The organism is Aeromicrobium sp. UC242_57 (genome assembly GCF_044452305.1).
In the GTDB taxonomy this organism is placed as follows: domain Bacteria; phylum Actinomycetota; class Actinomycetes; order Propionibacteriales; family Nocardioidaceae; genus Aeromicrobium.
The window spans coordinates 21,859-38,858 of the sequence record NZ_JBIOAM010000005.1 but is presented as its reverse complement, the minus strand read 5'-3'; the positions used below and the strand labels follow the sequence as shown (position 1 = coordinate 38,858).

Here is a 17,000-nt window from a genome sequence, read left to right as displayed (position 1 = left end):
CGGGGGGCCGGTGCCGATCAGGGCGGGGTGCGAAATACGCATTTTGACCGATATTGCAGGCCAAAACCTCTAACTACGCTCAACAGGACGCCCCGGCACCGTGCCGGCCGGTACTCGGAAGGACCTGTCGTGGTCGCAACAGAACTACCGTCAGAAACCCCGCTCCTCGCAGCCCAAGGTGTCTCCAAGCGCTATGGTCGCAACCTCGCCCTCAAGCCGACGACGTTCACGATCGCTGCGGGCGAGTGCGTCGCGGTGATCGGTGAGAACGGTGCAGGCAAATCGACTTTCGCGAAGGTTCTGACCGGCATCGAGACGTCTGACGGTGGCGGCATCGTCATGGTGGGCAAGCACGTGTCGTTCGCTTCGCCGCGTGACGCCTTGCAGCATGGTGTCGCCCTGATTCCCCAGGAGCTGGCCTACGTGCCGGGTCTGACCGTCGCCGAGAACATCATGCTGAACCGTCTGCCGGGACGCCGTGGCTTCACCAGCCGTGCGCGTATCGAGAAGGCCGCGGCAAGCCTGATGCGCGAGTTCGGCATGTGGGTCGAACCGACTGCCACGATGTCGCAGCTCGGCGTCTCCGAGCAGCAGATGGTCGAGCTGGTCAAGGCGCTCGGGCGCAAGTCCCGCCTGCTGATCCTGGACGAGCCGACCGCGGCTCTGACCGAGGATGAGGCCACCAACCTGTACCGGGCACTGGCCGAGCTGCGGCACCAGGGCATCGGAGTCGTGATCATCTCCCACCATCTGGACCAGATCAGCAGGCATGCCGATCGGATCGACGTGTTCAGAGACGGGCAGCTGGTGTTCTCGCAGTCACCGGCGACCACGACGAAGGCAGAGTTCATCCAACAGATGCTGGGCACGGACGCCGTTCCGCAGCTGGCACGCGACTCGTCGAGAACCATCGGTAGAACCATCATGAGTCTCGACGGATGGCAGGCACCGGGGCGCCCAGGCCTCCGTGACTTCTCGATCGAGCTACGTCATGGTGAGGTGCTCGGGGTCTACGGTATCCGTGGCTCGGGTTCGGAGCTGCTGGCCAGCGGCCTCGGCGGCCGGGCTCCGCGGCTGAGCGGCACCGTCACTCTCGGTGGCACGAGCCGCTCCGTGTTCAGAAGCCCTCGTGACGCGATCGCATGCGGTATCGCCTACGTGCCGGCCGATCGCAAACGAGATGGGCTCGTCCTGGGACAGTCGATCCGCACGTCGTCGGCCATGCTCGTGCTGAAGAAGCTGGCTCGGTGGGGAGTGATCCGCACTGCCGACGAATCTCGGGTGGCACACGAGTACTCGACACGTTTCCGCCTGCGGTACTCATCGTTGGCTCAGCCGGTCGGGCAGCTATCGGGAGGCAACCAGCAGAAGGTGCTGTTGGCCAGTCGACTTGCTGCCGAGCCGGCCGTGCTGGTCGTGCATGAGCCGACCAGAGGCGTCGATATCGGCGCACGACATGAGATCCACGAGACGTTGCGCGAGCTGACTGATTCCGGTACGGCCGTCCTCGTCGTGACCTCTGACGTCGAAGAGGCCGTCGACGTCAGCGATCGTCTGCTGATCATCCGCGACGGCGAGATCGTCGCGGAGCTCACCGGCGTCGACATCACTCAAGACAACGCCGTCCACCACGCTGCAGCCTAGGAGATCCACGTGACCATCGAGACTCACGAAGAGCACCTGTCCACCAGCTCGCCCGTGCCGAGGCCGGATGCGACGTCCGCAGAGGCTGCCGCCGGAGCAGCTTCTCGCGTCCGATCTCATCTCATCCAATCGTTCGGTATTGCAGCGTTTCTCATCGTGCTGGTGCTGGTGTTCGCATCGTTGACACCGCGGTTCCTCACGGGCGACAACGTCGAGGGCATCTTGACCAGTATCGCCTTCATCGGTGTCGTCTCGCTCGGGCAGACGCTGGTCGTCATTGCCGGAGGTTTTGATCTCTCGGTCGCCGGCGTGGCGCCGCTGTCCGCCGTGATCTTCGCGTCCCTCGTCAACAGCGACATGGCGATCGTCCTTGCCATCGTCGCGGCTGTCCTCGTGGGCGGCGTCGTGGGTGCCGTGAACGGGATCATCGTCACGTGGGGCGGAATCAATCCGCTGATCACGACGCTCGGGACCTTGTCGATAGCTGGCGGTCTGGCGTTCACCATCGTCGACGGGCAGAGCGTCCCGATCGACAACGTGTCAGCAGGGTTCATGGCGGAGACCAACCTGTTCTGGGTCCCGAACCAGGTATGGCTCGCGGCGACGGCGACGGTGGTGCTGGCATTGGTGCTCCGCTACACGACATATGGGCGTGCACTGTACGCGCTGGGCGGCAATCGGGAGGCCAGCCGTCTGGCCGGAATGCGTGTCGACGCTCTGGCCACGAGCACGTATGTCCTGAGCGGGTCGCTCGCGGCATTGGGCGGGGTCATTCTTGCCAGTCAGTTGTTGGCCGGCGACGGAAACTTGGGCAGCGATGCAGCATTGCTGTCCGTCGCGGCGGTTGTCTTGGGCGGCGGATCTCTGCTCGGCGGGGCTGGCGGCGCTCTTGGCACCGCAGCTGGCGTCCTCGTGCTCGGTGTGCTTGCGAACGGGCTGACCTTGATGCACGTCTCGACCTTCTACCAGCAGATGGCGACGGGCGCTGTCCTGCTCGTTGCGGTCGGTTTCAGTCGCGTGCGCGCGACGGCGATGCGCAGCATCGCCTGATCGGGTGGGCTGCTCGCGACCGACTACACGCTTCCCCTCATGTCTATCCCACCACCCCTTGGAGGAATCATGCTGCCCATACGCCCACCCCGGAGTCGCCGCGCTCCTCGCCGTGCTGCCGCGATGCTCGCCAGCGCGCTGTCCCTGATCGTCCTAGCAGCCTGTGGAAGCGGTGGCGACGATCTGGACGATGCTGATGCCGGTGCCATCGACAACCCGGTGGCAGGACTGTCGATGGCCTACACGAATGCGACGGATGCGGCACCGCTCTACGTCACGATGCGTGACAGTGTGAAGTCGGCAGCGAAGAGGACTGGCGTCTCGCTGGAGACCTACGACAACAAGCTGGATGCCGCAACGGTGTCACAGAACGCGCGTCTGATCACCCAGGCGAAGCCCGACTTCGTCTTCTCGTACAACCCGATCGAAGGGGTCTACGGATCGATCGAGCGGATGTACAAGCAGGCAGGCATTCCGTGCATTGCGGTCAACACCCCTGGCAAGGACTACTGCTCGTGGTTCAACCTGAGCAATCCTCGCTGTGCACGGACTCTGCCAAGGCCGTTGGCACCGTTGCTAAGGAAGAAGGCTGGACAGGGGACGACACGACAGTGCTGCTGGTCAACGCGCCGAGCTTCGGCGAGCAGATCAACAACTGCAACGCCTACTTCTATCAGGAGATCACCAACTGGGTTCCGGGTCTGGAGACGATCGAAAACGTCGGCGACCTGAAGACCACAACCGCGAGCATCGGGTCGTCGATGGTTCAGGTCGACGGTCAGGCGCAGCGCGCCCCGTCCTATGACGCAGTACGTCGCGCCTTGTCGGGAATCCCCAAGGAACGCAACCTGATCCTCTACTCCGTCGCGGATGACTCGACCCTCGGCGCGTGGCAGGCGGTCGAGCAGGCTGGCCGCGCCGATCGAACCTACACGGCGGGTCTCGGGGGTTCTGAAGAGGCGCTCAAGCAGCTGCGTGACAACCCGCGTTGGGTCGCGCAGGGCGATATGTTCGTCTCGCACTGGGGGCAGTACCTGATGGCGATGGCGGCAGCGATCAAGGACGGTGTGGACGTGCCGTTCCAGACCCTGATCCCGGAGGCAGTGCTGACGAAGGACTTCGCCGTGCCCGATTCGATTGTTGCGCCCGTCACCGACTACTACCGGAACGGTCAGACTGATGCGTATCAGCTGCCGCCGCTTGTGCCGGTTGCCGAGGCGGAGACGGTGTTTGGCACGAAGACCGTGGGCAATGACTACCTAGGCGAGACCGGTGTCCTGCAGCTGTTCGGGAATGTCAAGGACCTGGCCTGGCTGCTGGGCGCGATCGACCAGCCCGTCAGTCGGCGATAGTCGTCTTGTCTCCGCCTGGAGGCAAGACGACTATCCGTACAGGACGCTCGTCCTGCTGCCATGGCCGCCGCTGCATGTTCGCTGCACGTTCAGATCAGGCCCAGTCGGGCCGCGATGACGACGGCCTCGATCGTGGCCTCGACACGCCACAGCTCGCGCACCGCGGCCAGGGTGCGGCACAGCGTTCGTACCGAGATGTGCAGCTCGAGCGCCAGCTCGCGATTGCTCTTGCCCCGAGCCACACCGCGGAGGATGTCGAGCGTCAGGGAGTCAGGCAACTGGGCCGGATCGATGAGGCCTGCAGAGAGCGAGGTACATCCGCGCGCGAACGCCAAGGCCATCGTCGTGATCAAGGCGAAGGGTGTGTCTGCGCCGATCGGCATGATCACGATCAAGAAGGGCAAGCACACCTTGCGGATCGTCTACTCCGGTGGCGGTGCGGTCAAGGGCAAGAGCCGTCGACCCGGATCCTTCGGGCGAAGTAAGCTCGCCAGCTCGAGCACGGCGGGGCAGTGTCAGCCCGGTCGACCGGGGCTACGCGGCAGTCTGTGGTCGGCAACGGGTGCACCGTCCTGCAGGTGCTCGACGACGATGCGCCGGGCCGCTGCCTCGTCGACCGATCCGTACCAGACGTCATCGGGATGGACCACGACCACCGGGGCGTTGTTGCACGGGAACAGGCAACCGGTCTGGGTGACCAGGACGTCGTCATCGCCGAGCCCCAGCTCGTTCAAGGACAGGTCGATCGTCGCTGATGTCCGGTCGGCGCCTCGAGCTGAGCACCGCGGTCCGCGGCACACCAGGACGTGGCGGGCGTGCGACGGCACGTCCTGCCAGGCCGGCGAGACCAGAGGCGCTTCGGTGCCGGTGACCTCTGACTCGCCGATCGTGACGACGGGGCTGTCGTCACGTTGGCGCAGCCAGTGGGCTGCCACCCGTCGAAGCCACGAACGTGCGGTGCGACGTGTGCCGAGATCGACAGCCTCGAGGTGGATGTGCGTCGCGCCGGTGTCGGTCAACCGGGTGAGCTCGGCGACCAACGAGGGTTCTCCGACCTGCAGGAAGGCCACGCTCGCTCCCTCGGCGCTGGCACGCGCGTGGAGAGCGTCACGCTGATTGGCCTCGGTGATCGACATGCCGACGAGCACGACCCGCCTCATCGGTGCCACACGACGTTCCATCGATTCGCGGTGGGATGTTGCTCGATCGTGGTGCGGACGCCGTACACGTCGTTGACGAGCTCGGCAGTCAGGACGGACTCGACCGGCCCGCTCGCCACGACGTGTCCACCACGCATCACGACGAGCCGGTCGCAGAACGCGGCCGCCAGGTCGAGGTCGTGCAGTGCGGCGATCGTCGTGATGCCGAGATCCCGCACGGTCGACAAGAAGTCGATCTGGTGCCGCAGATCGAGATGGTTGGTCGGCTCGTCGAGCATCAGCAGCGACGGTTCCTGCGCGAGCGCCCGGGCCAGCTGGACACGCTGCCGCTCACCACCGGACAGCGTCTGCCACCTGCGATCGGCGAGATCGTCGACCCGACCGGCCTTGAGGGCCTGCTCGATCTGCGCGCTGCCTTCGTCGAGTCGCCCCGGCCACCGGCCCCGGTGCGGGATACGACCGAGCTCGACGACTTGACGGACCGTCAGGTCGAGAGACGTCGACGAGTGCTGCTCGAGCAGCGCGATGCGGCGCGCACGGGTGCGGGCCGACCAGGCGTGCACATCCTCGTCGGCGACCCTGACGGTGCCTCGGGTGGGGCGGCGCAGTCCGGCCGTGACATGCAGCAAGGAGGTCTTGCCAGAGCCGTTGGGGCCGATCAGACCGGTGACGCTGCCGGCCGGAAAGTCGGCAGTCACGTCGTGCAGGATCGTCAGGTCCTTGACTCCCCACGTGACATCGTCCACGGCGACTCTCATGCCTCACGCCCTTCGCGCCGCAGGAGCCAGGCGAAGACGGGGGCACCCATCACCGCGGTGACGACGCCGATGGGGATCTCCTGCCCCGACACGAGGGACCGCGCGATGGTGTCGGCCCAGACGAGCAGGATGGCCCCGACGAGCGCGCTGAGCGGGAGCAGCCGGCGGTGCAGCGGACCCCACACGAGCCGGACGACGTGCGGCACGACCAGACCGACGAAGCCGATCGCCCCGGTGAACGCGACGAGCGACGCAGTCAGCAGCGCGGTCCCGATCAGCAGGGTCCAGCGGGTGGTCGTGATCGACACGCCGAGCGAGCCGGCCGAAGCCTCTCCGAACGCGAAGGCATCGAGGTCGGCAGCGAAGGCCATGATCAGGACGACGGCCAGCAGCGCGACGACGCACAGGAACAGGGCCGAGCTCCAGCGCAGGCCGGCCAATGATCCCAGCGTCCAGCTGCAGCACCCGGCGAGCGGCGTCGTGGTCGCCGCTCATGATCACGACGAACGACGTGTAGGCGGCGCAGATCTGGCCGATCGCGACACCCGCCAGCACGGTGCGGGCCGGTGGCAGCGCACCGGACCGTCCGGTCGCCAGGACGAGGACCAGCACCAAGGACGCCAGCGCACCGGTGAACGCGCCCAGCGTGATCATGGCGGCCGAGATCAGGCCCGCGACGCTGACCCCGAGCACGATGACGCTGACGGCGCCGACCGTGGCACCGCCGGAGATGCCGAGCAGGTACGGGTCGGCGAGGTCGTTGCGGGTCAGCGACTGCAGCACGGCGCCGCAGATCGCGAGGCCGGCGCCGGTGGCAGCGGCACCGAGGATCCGCGGCATCCGCAGCTGCCACACGATCTGATCGTCCAGGAGCGGCACGTCGACGCCGAGCCCCAGACGCTGCAGGACGACGTCGACGACCGTCCCGACGGGGATCGAGACGGCGCCGATCCCCAGGGCGATGACCATCGTCGCGGCCAGGGCGACGAGCAGCAGCACGAACGGCGCAGCCGCACCCGCTGCCATGGTCGGCCGCGGTCGGTTCTGCTGCTGGTGCATCAGCCGAGGTCGAGTGCGGCGAGTCCGTCTGAGACTGTCTGGGCGCCGTCGGCGAGACGGACGCCCGGCGTGCTCTCCGAGTAGGGCAGCACCACGAACCGCTTCTCCTTGACGGCTTCGAGCTTGCTCAGTGCGGGGTCTTTCTGCAGGAAGGCGATCTTGTCGGCGGCCGACGACCAGCTGGCGTCGCCGAGCACGATGACGTCGGGATCGGCTGCGACGACCTTCTCCCAGCTGACGTCGGCCCAGCCGCCCTTGAGGTCGGCGAACAGGTTGGTGGCCCCGACGGCGTCGAGGATCAGCTGCGGGCCGCCCTCTCCGGCCCCGGCGAGTGCGGTCTTGTCACCGGAGTCGAACCAGAACACGTCGACCCCGTCGCCGGCCTTCTGCTGGGCGAGGCCGTCGAGCAGCTTCTTCTGCTCGGCACGGATGGTCGCTGCCCGGTCCGGGACACCGAAGATCGTCGCGACAGTGTCGATCTCGTCCCACACGGTGTCGAACGAGAGCTCGGGAAGGCTGTCGTCACCACAGCCGAGGGGCGAGTTGTACGAACCGATGTCGAGCTTCGCGCGAGCTCGGCAGGAGCTCCGGCCACCTCTTTGTCGAAGGCGCTGATGTAGGAGGCATAGACGAAGTCGGGCCGCGCCGCAAGGAGGGTCTCGTGGTCCGGGTACTCCTTCGACAGGACGTCGACCGAGTCATAGGCGGTCTTCCACTTGTCGGGCACCGAGTCGTCGAGGTAGGCCGTGCCGACGAGCTGGTCCTGGAGTCCCAGGGCGAGGGCCACCTCGGTGGCGCCCTGGTTCATCGTCACGGCACGCTGTGGCTTCGCATCGATCGTGCTGGTGAAGCCGCAAGCCGTGGCCTTCACGGGGTAGTCGGCCGAGTCGGCCGCGGTGGCCTTCTCCGAGTCGGGTGCTCCGCCGCAGGCGGCCAGGCAGAGCGCTGCGACAGTCAGGAGGGCAGGGAACAGGGTGGTGCGACGGGAGGTCGTCATCTGGGTCTCTTTCGAGTCCGGAGGCTCTTGCGCGAAGCCTGGTGGGCGGGTGACACAGACGGATGTCTGCGGCCAGCAGGTCTTCGGACTCGGGGTCATCCGGACGGCGCGCCTTCCCAGACCGGTTGGTCCAGTGGCCTCGTTGCTCCGCCCGTCGCCCTCACCGCTGCGCGTCAGTCCCGGATTCTCACCGGGTTCCCTGGCTCATTGCTGAGTTGACTGGCATCGGCAATCTAGCAGCGTCACCCATGGTCAGCGGCGGCGGTCGTACCAGGTGGTGTCTTCGCTGCCCCGGTCCTTGCGCGCGTACATGGCTGCATCGGCCTTCGCGACCCAGGCGTGCCAGTCATCGCCGTCGCACGGCGCGACCCCGATGCTGACCGAGATCGCCACGTGCGTGTCATCGGCGACGGCGACCGGCGATGACGCGCAGGCAGCCGTCAGGTCGTCGGCGATCAGGCCGACTTCGTCAGCGCCGAGACCGCGCAGGACACCGACGAACTCGTCTCCTCCCCAGCGTCCGAGCGTCAGCCGCGGATCGTGCCCGCAGAGCCGGGTGGCCACGGCTGCGAGCACCTGGTCGCCGGCAAGGTGGCCGAAGCTGTCGTTGACGCCCTTGAACCGGTCGACGTCGACGACCAGCACGTGGCACAGCTCGGGGCGGCGGCCGGCGAGCCGGGTGAGGTGCTGCTCGATCGACCGCCTGCTGAGCACGCCGGTCACCGGGTCGTTGGGGTCGAAGGCCTGCGCGAGGGCAGGATCGCGGTGCCCAGCCCGCCCCGATGAGCCGCGAAGGCGAAGGCGATCAGCGCGATGGCCGCGAAGGTCTGGCTGATGCGGATCTGCAGGACCTGCACCGTGCAGGTCGCGACGACCAAGGTCATGACGAGGACCGCGAAGCTGCGTATCCACGGGGACGGGTCGGAGGTCCTGCGGCTCATCTCGAGACCGGCGAGGCTCAGCAGCATGAAGCAGAACAGGACGTGGAAGCCGAAACCCCACGCGTACTCGATGTGCGAGCTCGCGAGGTCCTGCGAGACCAGGTGGTGTCGGTCGTTGGTCGCGGTCAGCGCCGCGGAGGTGAGGCACTCGACGGCGACGGCGACCGCGAACCATCGGCCGGGTCGCCAGGCTGGGTCGTTGGCGACCTTGGCCAGCAGGAAGATCGCCGTGGCGGTGAGTGTCACCGACGGCAGCCAGATCAGGCCGAACACGATCGAGTCGCCGGACTCGACGAGCAGGCCGAGCGAGAACGCCCACACGACGGTCGCCGTCATGCCGAACAGCAGCAGCCGACCGACGTACGACGTGTGGTCGCGCGTCCATGACCACACGCCGACGCAGAGCAGCGGCGCTGTACTGACGAGCAGCGCTATCAGGAGTTGTGAATCAGACATGCCCAGGTTCCGGGAGTCGGGAGTGGGAGTGGGGTCGTGAGCGGGGGAGTGTGCTGATCACACTAGGCGCGCCAAGCCCGTCATGGGTGCTGTTTGGGGTGAGTAGTGCCTCAGGTGCGGCGGCTTCGGGCGATCGAGGAACGGTCCTGCGCCCACGCGCGCCACAGGTGCGCATAGTGACCGTCGCGCTCCAGCAGCCGTCGTGGTGCCCGTCCTCGATCACGATGCCGTGTTCCATGACGAGGATCCGGTCGCCGCGGCTTGCTGGCTCAACCGGTGCGCGACGCTGACGGTCGTACGGTTGCGGGCGACCGTGACGGCGGCCTGCTCGAGAACGTGCGACGACATCGAACCGTCCTCTGCGGTGGCCTCGTCGAGGACGACGACGGGCTGGTCACTGAGAAGTGCCCGCACCAGGGCGAGGTGCTGTGCCCGGTCGCCGGTGGCTCCAGTCCGCCACCGCCGACGAGAGTCGCGAGTCCGTGCGGGAAGCTCGGCGACCCAGTCGGCACCCGCCGCGGTCAGGGCTGCGTGCAGTGCGTCGTCGCTCGCTCCAGGAGCTGCGAGCCTCAGGTTGTCGGCGATCGTGCCGGAGAAGACGTGCACGTCCTGGCTGACAAGGATGCTGCTGCGCCCCAGGCCGGGGGCGTCGTGGGCTGATCCGTACGGGACGCCGTGCCAGCTGACAGTTCCGGCGGTTGGTTGCAGGCTGCCGGCGATGACACGGGCCAGGGTCGTCTTTCCGGCTCCGCTGGCGCCCACGAGGGTGACGTGCTCACCGGCTCGCAGGTGCAGGTCCAGCCCGGTCAGCACGTCCTTGCCCGGCAGGTATCCGGCACTGACTCCGCGCAGCTCGATCCCCGATGCTCGATCGGAGTGCGCCGTCCGGGCGGGCCCCGGGGCGGACGACGGATCGAGGCCTGACGCGCCATCGATGATGCCGACGAGCCGGGACAGGCCCGCGCCAGCCAGCTGGAGATCGTCGATGTTCATGAGGATCGCGCCGATGGGTCCGAACAGGCGGTGGAAGAACAGTGCTGCCGCGGTCGCCGCACCGACGCTCACCGATCCGTTGCCGACCAGCCAGTAGCCGACACCGAGGATCGAGCACAGGCCAACCAGCTCGGCGATGTTGAGGCGCCCTTGGAACCGGGTGCGGACCACCACGGTCGACAGCACCAGCCTGATGGCCCTGACCGAAGAACGTCCGATGCGTGCCAGGTGCTGCTGGGAGTGGCCGAGGGCCCGCACGGTGTCAGCGCCTGCAGTCGCCTCGAGCAGGCGCTGGCCGCGCTCGGACTCGGCCACCCGCACCTCGCGGTACAGCGGCCCCGAGGCCCGCAGGAACCGACGCAGTGCGAACCAGTGGATGGGGGTGCTCAGCAGCGCCGCGAGTGCGAAACGAGGATCGATCGCCCCCAGCCCCGCCATCGTCAGCGCCACCGTGAACGCCGCTGACATGAAGGTCGGCAGGATCGATCCGATGGCCTCGTTGACGACCTCGACGTCGTGCGAGACCCGTGAGAGGAGGTCTCCCGAACCTGCCCGTTCCAGGGTCTCGGACGGCCGAGCCGTCGCGGTGGCGAACACCTCTTCGCGCAGGTCGGCGAGACCGTTCTGGCCGATGTGCGCCATCGTGATGGTGCTGGCGCTGCTGAGCACCGCCGTGAGGAAGCCTGCGGTGAGCAGGGCAGCGGCACCCCAGGCCAGAGTGGCCGGTGGGTTGCCGCGGTCCACGGCATCGACCATCCATCCCAGGAGCGCAGGAACCGCCAGCCCGGCGGACGAACCAGCCAGCAGGGTGGCCAGCAGGAGGACGAGCATCGGCTTGCGACGGCCGAAGACGCGCATCGCGTGACGCCAGGTCGTCCTGGTGTCTGCCACCGGAAGGTGGTGGGTGGCGGCTGGGGTCGGTTCCGGGCAGCGCAGGCATGACTCGGGAGGCCTTCGAGGTCGATGATGTCGTGGCAGATCGCCAGCAGTGCTGGGCTCGTGGTGATCAGCACCATGGTGCGTCCGTGGAGGTGCTCCAACGCATCGGCGATGCGCGCCTCGGTGACCGAGTCGACCGCCGATGTGGGTTCGTGCAGCACCAGCACCGCCTGGGGCTGGTGCAGCGCCCGGCTCAGCAGCAGTCGCTGGCGCTGCCCGCCCGACAGGGTCCGTCCGTGCTCGCCGATCGTCGAGTCGAGGCCGCGGGGGAGATGCTCCAGCACCTCGTCGAGCGCGGCAGCGGCGACGAGGTCGTCGTCGACCGAGACGGCCGCGAGGTTGTCGCGGACGCTGGCCGAGAAGACCGCTGCCCCGTGATGGGACACGAAGACCTGCCGGGCCACCTCCTCAGGCCCCAGGTCGATGGCATCGCGACCGCGCACGAGCAGCTCGCCACGAGACAGCGGTCGTCGGTAGGCGAGCAGGTCGACGAGTCGCTGTGCGGTTCTCGGTCCTGCTGCGATGCCGATCACCGCGCCGGGGGCGACGGTCACGGTTCGTGACGTGTCGTCGCGGCTCTGGATCGTGAACCTGACCAGGTCGCCCTCTGAGGCGGGCCGTGCGACCAAGCGGTCGCCCGCACCTTGGTCGAGGTCGTCGTCCTCGGCGAGGATCGCCGACAGGCGGCCGGCCACGGCGCGCTTCTCGCGCACCTCGGCGCTGAGGAAGGCGAGCGTCGTCATCGGATCCTTGATGAACTGCGCGAGGCCGACGACCGTGATCAGCTGACCGACGCTGATGCTCCCGCTGGCTGCCATCGATGCGGAGAGCCAGGCGATCGCCGCGACGAAGGCGCCCGACAGGCCGAGCGAGACGCCGTTGAACAGTGCCCTGGCCCGCACCATCGACAGCGATGCGTCGAGCGAGGAGCGGCTGACCTGGTGGAAGCGAGTCGAGGCAGTGTCCACGGCACCGATGCCCTTCAGGACTCGCAGCCCGGTGATCAGGTCGGCCGCGACGTGAGCGGCCTCGGCAGCGGCCGCCTGCTGGTGCAGCACGCGACGTTCGAGCGGCGCGGTGACGAAGTGCATCGCTGCCATGAACGCTGCTGTGGCCACGATGACCGTGGCTCCGAGCTGCCACGAGATGAGCAGCAGCGAGACGGTCGCGGTCAGCAGGGCGGCCAGGGCGCTGAGCTGCTCGACGATGACCCAGGAGAGTCCCGCGGTATGACGGGTGTCGGACGTCGAGATGCTCAGCACCCGGCCGGGTCCTCGACCGGTGCCGCTGTGCAGCGGGTGCAGGACCTTGGCGGCCAGCAGCTGCCGCAAGGCGTGCTCGCCGAAGCAGAACACGCTCGTGCTGAGCCGGGTCCCCATCCGCCAGCTGGTCGTCAGGACCAGGAAGAGCGCCGTGATGGCAGCCAGGCACCACACCAGGGCCAGGGGGTCGTGCGGCGCGATGGCTTGGTCGACCGTGACACCGATCGCGACCGGCACGAGGGCTTCTGCCACCTGGTGGAGCATCCGAGCCGTCGTGGCTCCCGCGAGCTGACGACCTCGTCCCTCGCGGAACGAGCCGTGGAGCAGCGCCTGCCCAGACGTCGTGGGAACGATCGGAGCGGCCGGTTCGGAGGGCATGTCCCGGAGCCTAGGGAGGGTTCTCGTGGGGCCACAAGGACGCCAGTGGACAACTCGTATCGGGTTTGAGACAGCTGGCCGCGACAGCCCGGCCATGGCAGCACAACGCCATCAACTAAGGTAAGCCTTACAGAATTTCTGGAGGTTGTGCTGTGACGCTGATGGCTACGTCGGGGCTCGACGATCTGGTGCTCGACCAAGCAGAGGTGCCGCGAGCGGTCCCCGACGACTTCCTGCTCACCACGGGTGTGTTCGACACCGAGGAGAAGACGCGCTGGCAGCCCCACACCCACGACGAGCACGAGCTGCTCTGGTGCGAGCGCGGCGTCGTCACGATGCTGGCCGATGATCGCCTGTGGACGGTGCCGCCGGGCATGGGGCTGTGGATTCCCCGCGGCGTCGTGCACGAGGGCCAGGTCGAGAGCAATGTCGCCTTCCGGGCGACGTTCTTCTCGCCGGAGTCCTGGACGCGAGGGTGGGATCGACCGGTCGCGGTAAAGGTCAACCCGGCCGTCCAGCAGCTGCTGGTCCACCTGGCCGCGACCGACATGCCTCAGGACGAGAGGCTCCGCGCCCAGCAGGTGTGCATCGACATGCTGAGCTTGGCGAGGTCGTTCGACCTCGACGTGCCGGTCCCGCAAGACCCGCGCCTGCGGTCGCTGGTCGACAGCGTCCTGAACGATCCCTCCGACGACCGTTCGCTCGAGCAGTGGGCAGGCAGGCTGAACCTCAGCTCGCGCACCATCACCCGGACGTTCTCGGCCGATCTGGGGATAAGCTTCGCCCAGTGGCGCAGGTTGGTGCGGATGCGTTCTGCGCTCGGCCTGCTCGCCACTGGCATGAGCGTCAGCATGGTCGGACGTCGCGTCGGCTACGGCACGACGAGCGCTTTCGTGGCGGCATTTCGCACCGTGGTGGGCTGCACGCCAGGAGACGTTCGCGACGGTTCATGAATGTCCCGAATGCGATATCGGCTGTCCGCACATCGGCAGCACCCGGTCCTAGGCTGAACCTTAGGTAACCCTGCCCTTACTGCGGCACCGGTTACGCATCTTTCCGCACTTGACCACAGGAGCACCATGTCCCGCACGCGTCTGCTTTCATCTCGGACTCACGAGCGAAAGCGGGGGCTCACGGCCCTCGCGATCGTCGCCATGCTCGCGTTGACCGCATGCTCCCAAGGGTCCGACAGCGAGTCCGACGATTCGTCGAGCTCGGCCGGCCAGGCGGAGAAGGGTGCCTTCCCCGTCACGATCAAGCACGCGCTCGGCGAGACCACGATCAAGTCCGAACCTCAGCGGATCCTGACGATGGATGCAGAGTCCACCGACACGGCCCTCGCGCTGGGAGTCGTGCCGACCTCGATCGCTGCCCAGGACTTCGGTGGCGACAAGGAGGGCTACCTGCCGTGGACCCGCAAGGCCCTGGACGCACTGGTCGACACTCCGCCCAAGACCGACGTGTTCTTCTCCGAGACGGGGGAGGTCGACTTCGAGCACATCCTCGAGCTCGCGCCCGACGTGATCTTGGCGCCATACTCCGGCTTCTCCCAGGAGGACTACGAGCGGCTCAGCGAGATCGCGCCGACGGTGCCCTTCGACTACAAGCCGTGGCAGCCCAGCTCGTGGCAGAACATGACGACCAGCGTCGGACAGGCGCTCGGACGTCCGGCACGCGCCGCCGAGCTCATCAAGCAGGCCGAGGCAACCACGGCACAGGTCGCCGTCGACCACCCCGAGTTCAAGGACGTGAGCTTCATCTTCGGCACCTACATGCGTGAAGGGGAAACCCAGACGGCCGTCTACAGTCCCGCCGATCCGCGGGTCAAGCTCGTCTCGGACCTCGGTCTGACCATCGCGCCGGACGTCCTCGCTGGTGCGAAGAAGGACAAGAGCGGCTCGTTCACGTTCGGAGTGAGCCTGGAAGAACTCGACACCGTCAACGCCGACATCTACATCGGTTGGGCCGGCGAGCAGGCCGACATCGACCGCAGCGTCGGCAATGCGCTGTTCGCTCAGTGGGAGCCCATCAAGAAGGGCAAGGACCTGTGGTTCACCGATGATCGGCTCACCTCGGCGACGATGCACGTCAGCGTGCTCAGCATCCCGTGGACGATCGATCAGCTCGTGCCGCAGCTGACGGAAGTCATCGCGCGTCCATGAGCATTCGGGCGGAGGCCGTCCGGCCTCCGCAGCAGGTGAGCTCGGAGGCCCACCGTGGGCTGGTCAGGACTCGGACCCTGCGCACGACGGGGCTGGCGATCGCGGTGGGTGTCCTGGTGCTCACCGCGATCGCCAGCATCATGATCGGTGCGCGGGGACTCTCGGCAGGCACCGTCCTGGGCGCTCTGTCAGGCTCCGACGGGTCGACCGAGCACCTCATCATCTGGGGAGCTGCGGATTCCTCGGACGGTCGTGGGCCTCGTCGTCGGCCCGGCTCTCGGGCTCTCCGGCGCGCTCATCCAGGCATTCACCCGCAATCCGCTCGCTGACCCGGCATCCTCGGCGTCAACGCGGGGGCCGGCTTCTTCGTCACCATCGCGGTCGGCGTCCTCGGCCTGACCTCGGTCGGCGCCTACGTGTGGTTCGCCCTGCTGGGTGCGGCGGCCGTGACGGTGCTGGTCTACCTCATCGGATCAGTCGGCAGGGGCGCAGCGACACCGGTGCGCATGACGCTGGCCGGTGTCGCGATGAGTGCTGTGCTCGGCGGCATCGCCTCTGGCATCAGCCTGAAGAATCCTTCCGCGTTCGACAGCATGCGGTTCTGGGGCGCCGGATCGATCGGCGGCCGGTCGTGGGACATCATCGCGGTGATCACCCCCATCCTCTTCGTGGGTGTCGTGGTGGCGTTCGTCGTGGCCAAGCCTCTCAACGCCCTGGCGATGGGCGATGACGTCGGACGCTCGCTGGGTGCCAGCGTGGCGAGCACCCGGGTGCTGGTCGTCCTGGCCGTCACGTTGCTCGCGGGCGGTGCGACGGCCCTCGCGGGGCCGATCGGGTTCATCGGGCTCATGGTGCCGCACATCGTGCGGTGGTTCGTCGGCCCCGACCAGCGCTGGATCTTCGCCTACACCCTGGTCGTGTCGCCGGTCCTGCTCCTGGCAGCCGACATCCTCGGGAGGATCATCCTGCCCAGCGGCGAGCTTCGAGTGGGGCTCGTCACGGCTGTCGTCGGTGCCCCGATCCTGATCCTGCTCGCCCGTCGCCAGTCGGTGAGCGGGCTGTGACGGGGTCCCGGACCGTCGACAACGGCCGCCGTCAGTGGACGTTGCACTGGGCGCGCCCCGCGATCTCGCTGCGCGTCGACCGTCGAGCAGCTGTCGTCGGGCTCGTCGTCCTGGGCCTGGTGGTCGCGGTCGGGCTCTACACCTTGTCGACAGGGGCATCGCCGACCCCGATCCGCGACGTCTTCTCCGCGTTGGTCGGACGCGGTGACCAGCGCACGCAGATGCTGGTCGTCGAATGGCGGCTGCCTCGCCTGCTGTTCGCCGTGTTCTGCGGCGTGGCGCTGGGAATGAGCGGCGCCCTCTTCCAGTCGTTGACCCGCAACCCCTTGGGCAGTCCCGACATCATCGGCTTCTCGGCGGGCTCCTACACCGGTGCCCTGTTCGTGATGCTGGTCGCCGGAAGCGTCGGCTATCGCGACATCGCGGCCGGTGCGCTGATCGGCGGGATCCTGACGGCCGCACTGGTCTACGGGTTGTCCTACCGCGGCGGAGTCGAAGGATTCCGGCTGATCATCATGGGCATCGGTGTCAGTGCGGTCCTCGGCTCGGTCAACTCCTACCTGATGCTGAAGGCCGATCTGCCCGATGCGATGGTCGCGGCGGCGTGGGGGGCCGGGTCGCTCAACGGACTCGGCTTCGACCAGTTCTGGCCGATGTTCGCGATCTTGGCACTCCTCGTGCCGCTGACCTTGATGCTTGGGCCGGGCATGCGGCAGCTCGAGATGGGCGACGACGCCGCGAAGGCGTTGGGCCTGCGCACCGAGCCGCTTCGGCTGGGGAGCGGT

Annotated in this window: 12 protein-coding genes, 5 pseudogenes and 1 riboswitch; of the genes and pseudogenes, 8 read left to right on the top strand and 9 right to left on the bottom strand. The window is 67.6% G+C overall.

Going from position 1 to position 17,000, the window contains the following annotated elements; translation table 11 throughout:
• Positions 1-129: 129 nt before the first annotated feature.
• The 3 genes from ACHMWU_RS21615 to ACHMWU_RS21605 all read left to right on the top strand — a co-directional run bounded on the left by ACHMWU_RS21615 (position 130) and on the right by ACHMWU_RS21605 (position 4,046).
• On the top strand, positions 130-1,644 hold the full coding sequence (locus tag ACHMWU_RS21615) for a sugar ABC transporter ATP-binding protein (protein ID WP_396047119.1): 1,515 nt from the start codon (positions 130-132) through the stop codon (positions 1,642-1,644).
• Positions 1,645-1,653: 9 nt separating this feature from the next.
• Entirely contained in the window at positions 1,654-2,694 is a 1,041-nt protein-coding gene (locus ACHMWU_RS21610; RefSeq protein ID WP_396047117.1) for an ABC transporter permease, read from the top strand.
• Between the two features lie 611 nt (positions 2,695-3,305).
• Positions 3,306-4,046, top strand: coding sequence for a hypothetical protein (locus tag ACHMWU_RS21605; protein WP_396047115.1), 741 nt, complete (start codon positions 3,306-3,308; stop codon positions 4,044-4,046).
• Positions 4,047-4,135: 89 nt separating this feature from the next.
• On the opposite strand, the gene ACHMWU_RS21600 is transcribed toward ACHMWU_RS21605, so the two are convergent.
• From ACHMWU_RS21600 to ACHMWU_RS21560, 9 genes and pseudogenes are all read right to left on the bottom strand, one after another.
• Positions 4,136-4,450: a hypothetical protein gene (locus tag ACHMWU_RS21600; RefSeq protein WP_396047113.1), complete on the bottom strand. Its 315-nt coding sequence runs from the start codon at positions 4,448-4,450 to the stop codon at positions 4,136-4,138.
• Between the two features lie 111 nt (positions 4,451-4,561).
• Positions 4,562-5,206, bottom strand: a complete 645-nt coding sequence (locus ACHMWU_RS21595; protein ID WP_396049160.1) for a (2Fe-2S) ferredoxin domain-containing protein — start codon at positions 5,204-5,206, stop codon at positions 4,562-4,564.
• The gene (locus ACHMWU_RS21590) at positions 5,203-5,964 is read right to left on the bottom strand and encodes an ABC transporter ATP-binding protein (protein ID WP_396047111.1); all 762 of its coding nucleotides are present in this window, start codon (positions 5,962-5,964) and stop codon (positions 5,203-5,205) included. Before ACHMWU_RS21590 ends, ACHMWU_RS21595 begins: the two co-directional genes overlap by 4 nt.
• Positions 5,961-6,990: pseudogene (locus ACHMWU_RS21585) on the bottom strand (FecCD family ABC transporter permease). Before ACHMWU_RS21585 ends, ACHMWU_RS21590 begins: the two are co-directional and overlap by 4 nt.
• Before the next feature lie 32 nt (positions 6,991-7,022).
• Positions 7,023-8,020, bottom strand: a pseudogene (locus ACHMWU_RS21580) (ABC transporter substrate-binding protein).
• Positions 8,021-8,076: 56 nt separating this feature from the next.
• Positions 8,077-8,259: riboswitch (cobalamin riboswitch) on the bottom strand.
• A gap of 13 nt (positions 8,260-8,272) precedes the next feature.
• Complete coding sequence (locus tag ACHMWU_RS21575; RefSeq protein ID WP_396047109.1) at positions 8,273-8,743, bottom strand: GGDEF domain-containing protein; 471 nt, start codon at positions 8,741-8,743, stop codon at positions 8,273-8,275.
• The gene (locus tag ACHMWU_RS21570; RefSeq protein ID WP_396047107.1) at positions 8,740-9,417 is read right to left on the bottom strand and encodes a histidine kinase N-terminal 7TM domain-containing protein; all 678 of its coding nucleotides are present in this window, start codon (positions 9,415-9,417) and stop codon (positions 8,740-8,742) included. Before ACHMWU_RS21570 ends, ACHMWU_RS21575 begins: the two co-directional genes overlap by 4 nt.
• A 219-nt stretch (positions 9,418-9,636) precedes the next feature.
• Positions 9,637-11,241 (bottom strand): ABC transporter ATP-binding protein, encoded by a 1,605-nt coding sequence (locus tag ACHMWU_RS21565; protein WP_396047105.1) that lies wholly within the window; start codon positions 11,239-11,241, stop codon positions 9,637-9,639.
• A gap of 260 nt (positions 11,242-11,501) precedes the next feature.
• A pseudogene (locus ACHMWU_RS21560) lies at positions 11,502-12,875 on the bottom strand (ABC transporter transmembrane domain-containing protein); the annotation flags it as partial.
• Positions 12,876-13,150: 275 nt separating this feature from the next.
• Between ACHMWU_RS21560 and ACHMWU_RS21555 the strand changes: the two are divergent.
• The 5 genes and pseudogenes from ACHMWU_RS21555 to ACHMWU_RS21535 all read left to right on the top strand — a co-directional run.
• Positions 13,151-13,942: a helix-turn-helix domain-containing protein gene (locus tag ACHMWU_RS21555; RefSeq protein WP_396049159.1), complete on the top strand. Its 792-nt coding sequence runs from the start codon at positions 13,151-13,153 to the stop codon at positions 13,940-13,942.
• A gap of 201 nt (positions 13,943-14,143) precedes the next feature.
• Positions 14,144-15,151, top strand: a complete 1,008-nt coding sequence (locus tag ACHMWU_RS21550; protein ID WP_396047103.1) for an ABC transporter substrate-binding protein — start codon at positions 14,144-14,146, stop codon at positions 15,149-15,151.
• On the top strand, positions 15,148-15,480 hold the full coding sequence (locus ACHMWU_RS21545; RefSeq protein WP_396047101.1) for a hypothetical protein: 333 nt from the start codon (positions 15,148-15,150) through the stop codon (positions 15,478-15,480). Before ACHMWU_RS21550 ends, ACHMWU_RS21545 begins: the two co-directional genes overlap by 4 nt.
• A pseudogene (locus tag ACHMWU_RS21540) lies at positions 15,404-16,215 on the top strand (iron chelate uptake ABC transporter family permease subunit). The gene ACHMWU_RS21545 and the pseudogene ACHMWU_RS21540 overlap by 77 nt, the downstream one beginning before the upstream one ends.
• Positions 16,212-16,931: pseudogene (locus tag ACHMWU_RS21535) on the top strand (FecCD family ABC transporter permease); the annotation flags it as partial. The pseudogenes ACHMWU_RS21540 and ACHMWU_RS21535, both read left to right, overlap by 4 nt.
• Between the last annotated feature and the right edge of the window lie 69 nt (positions 16,932-17,000).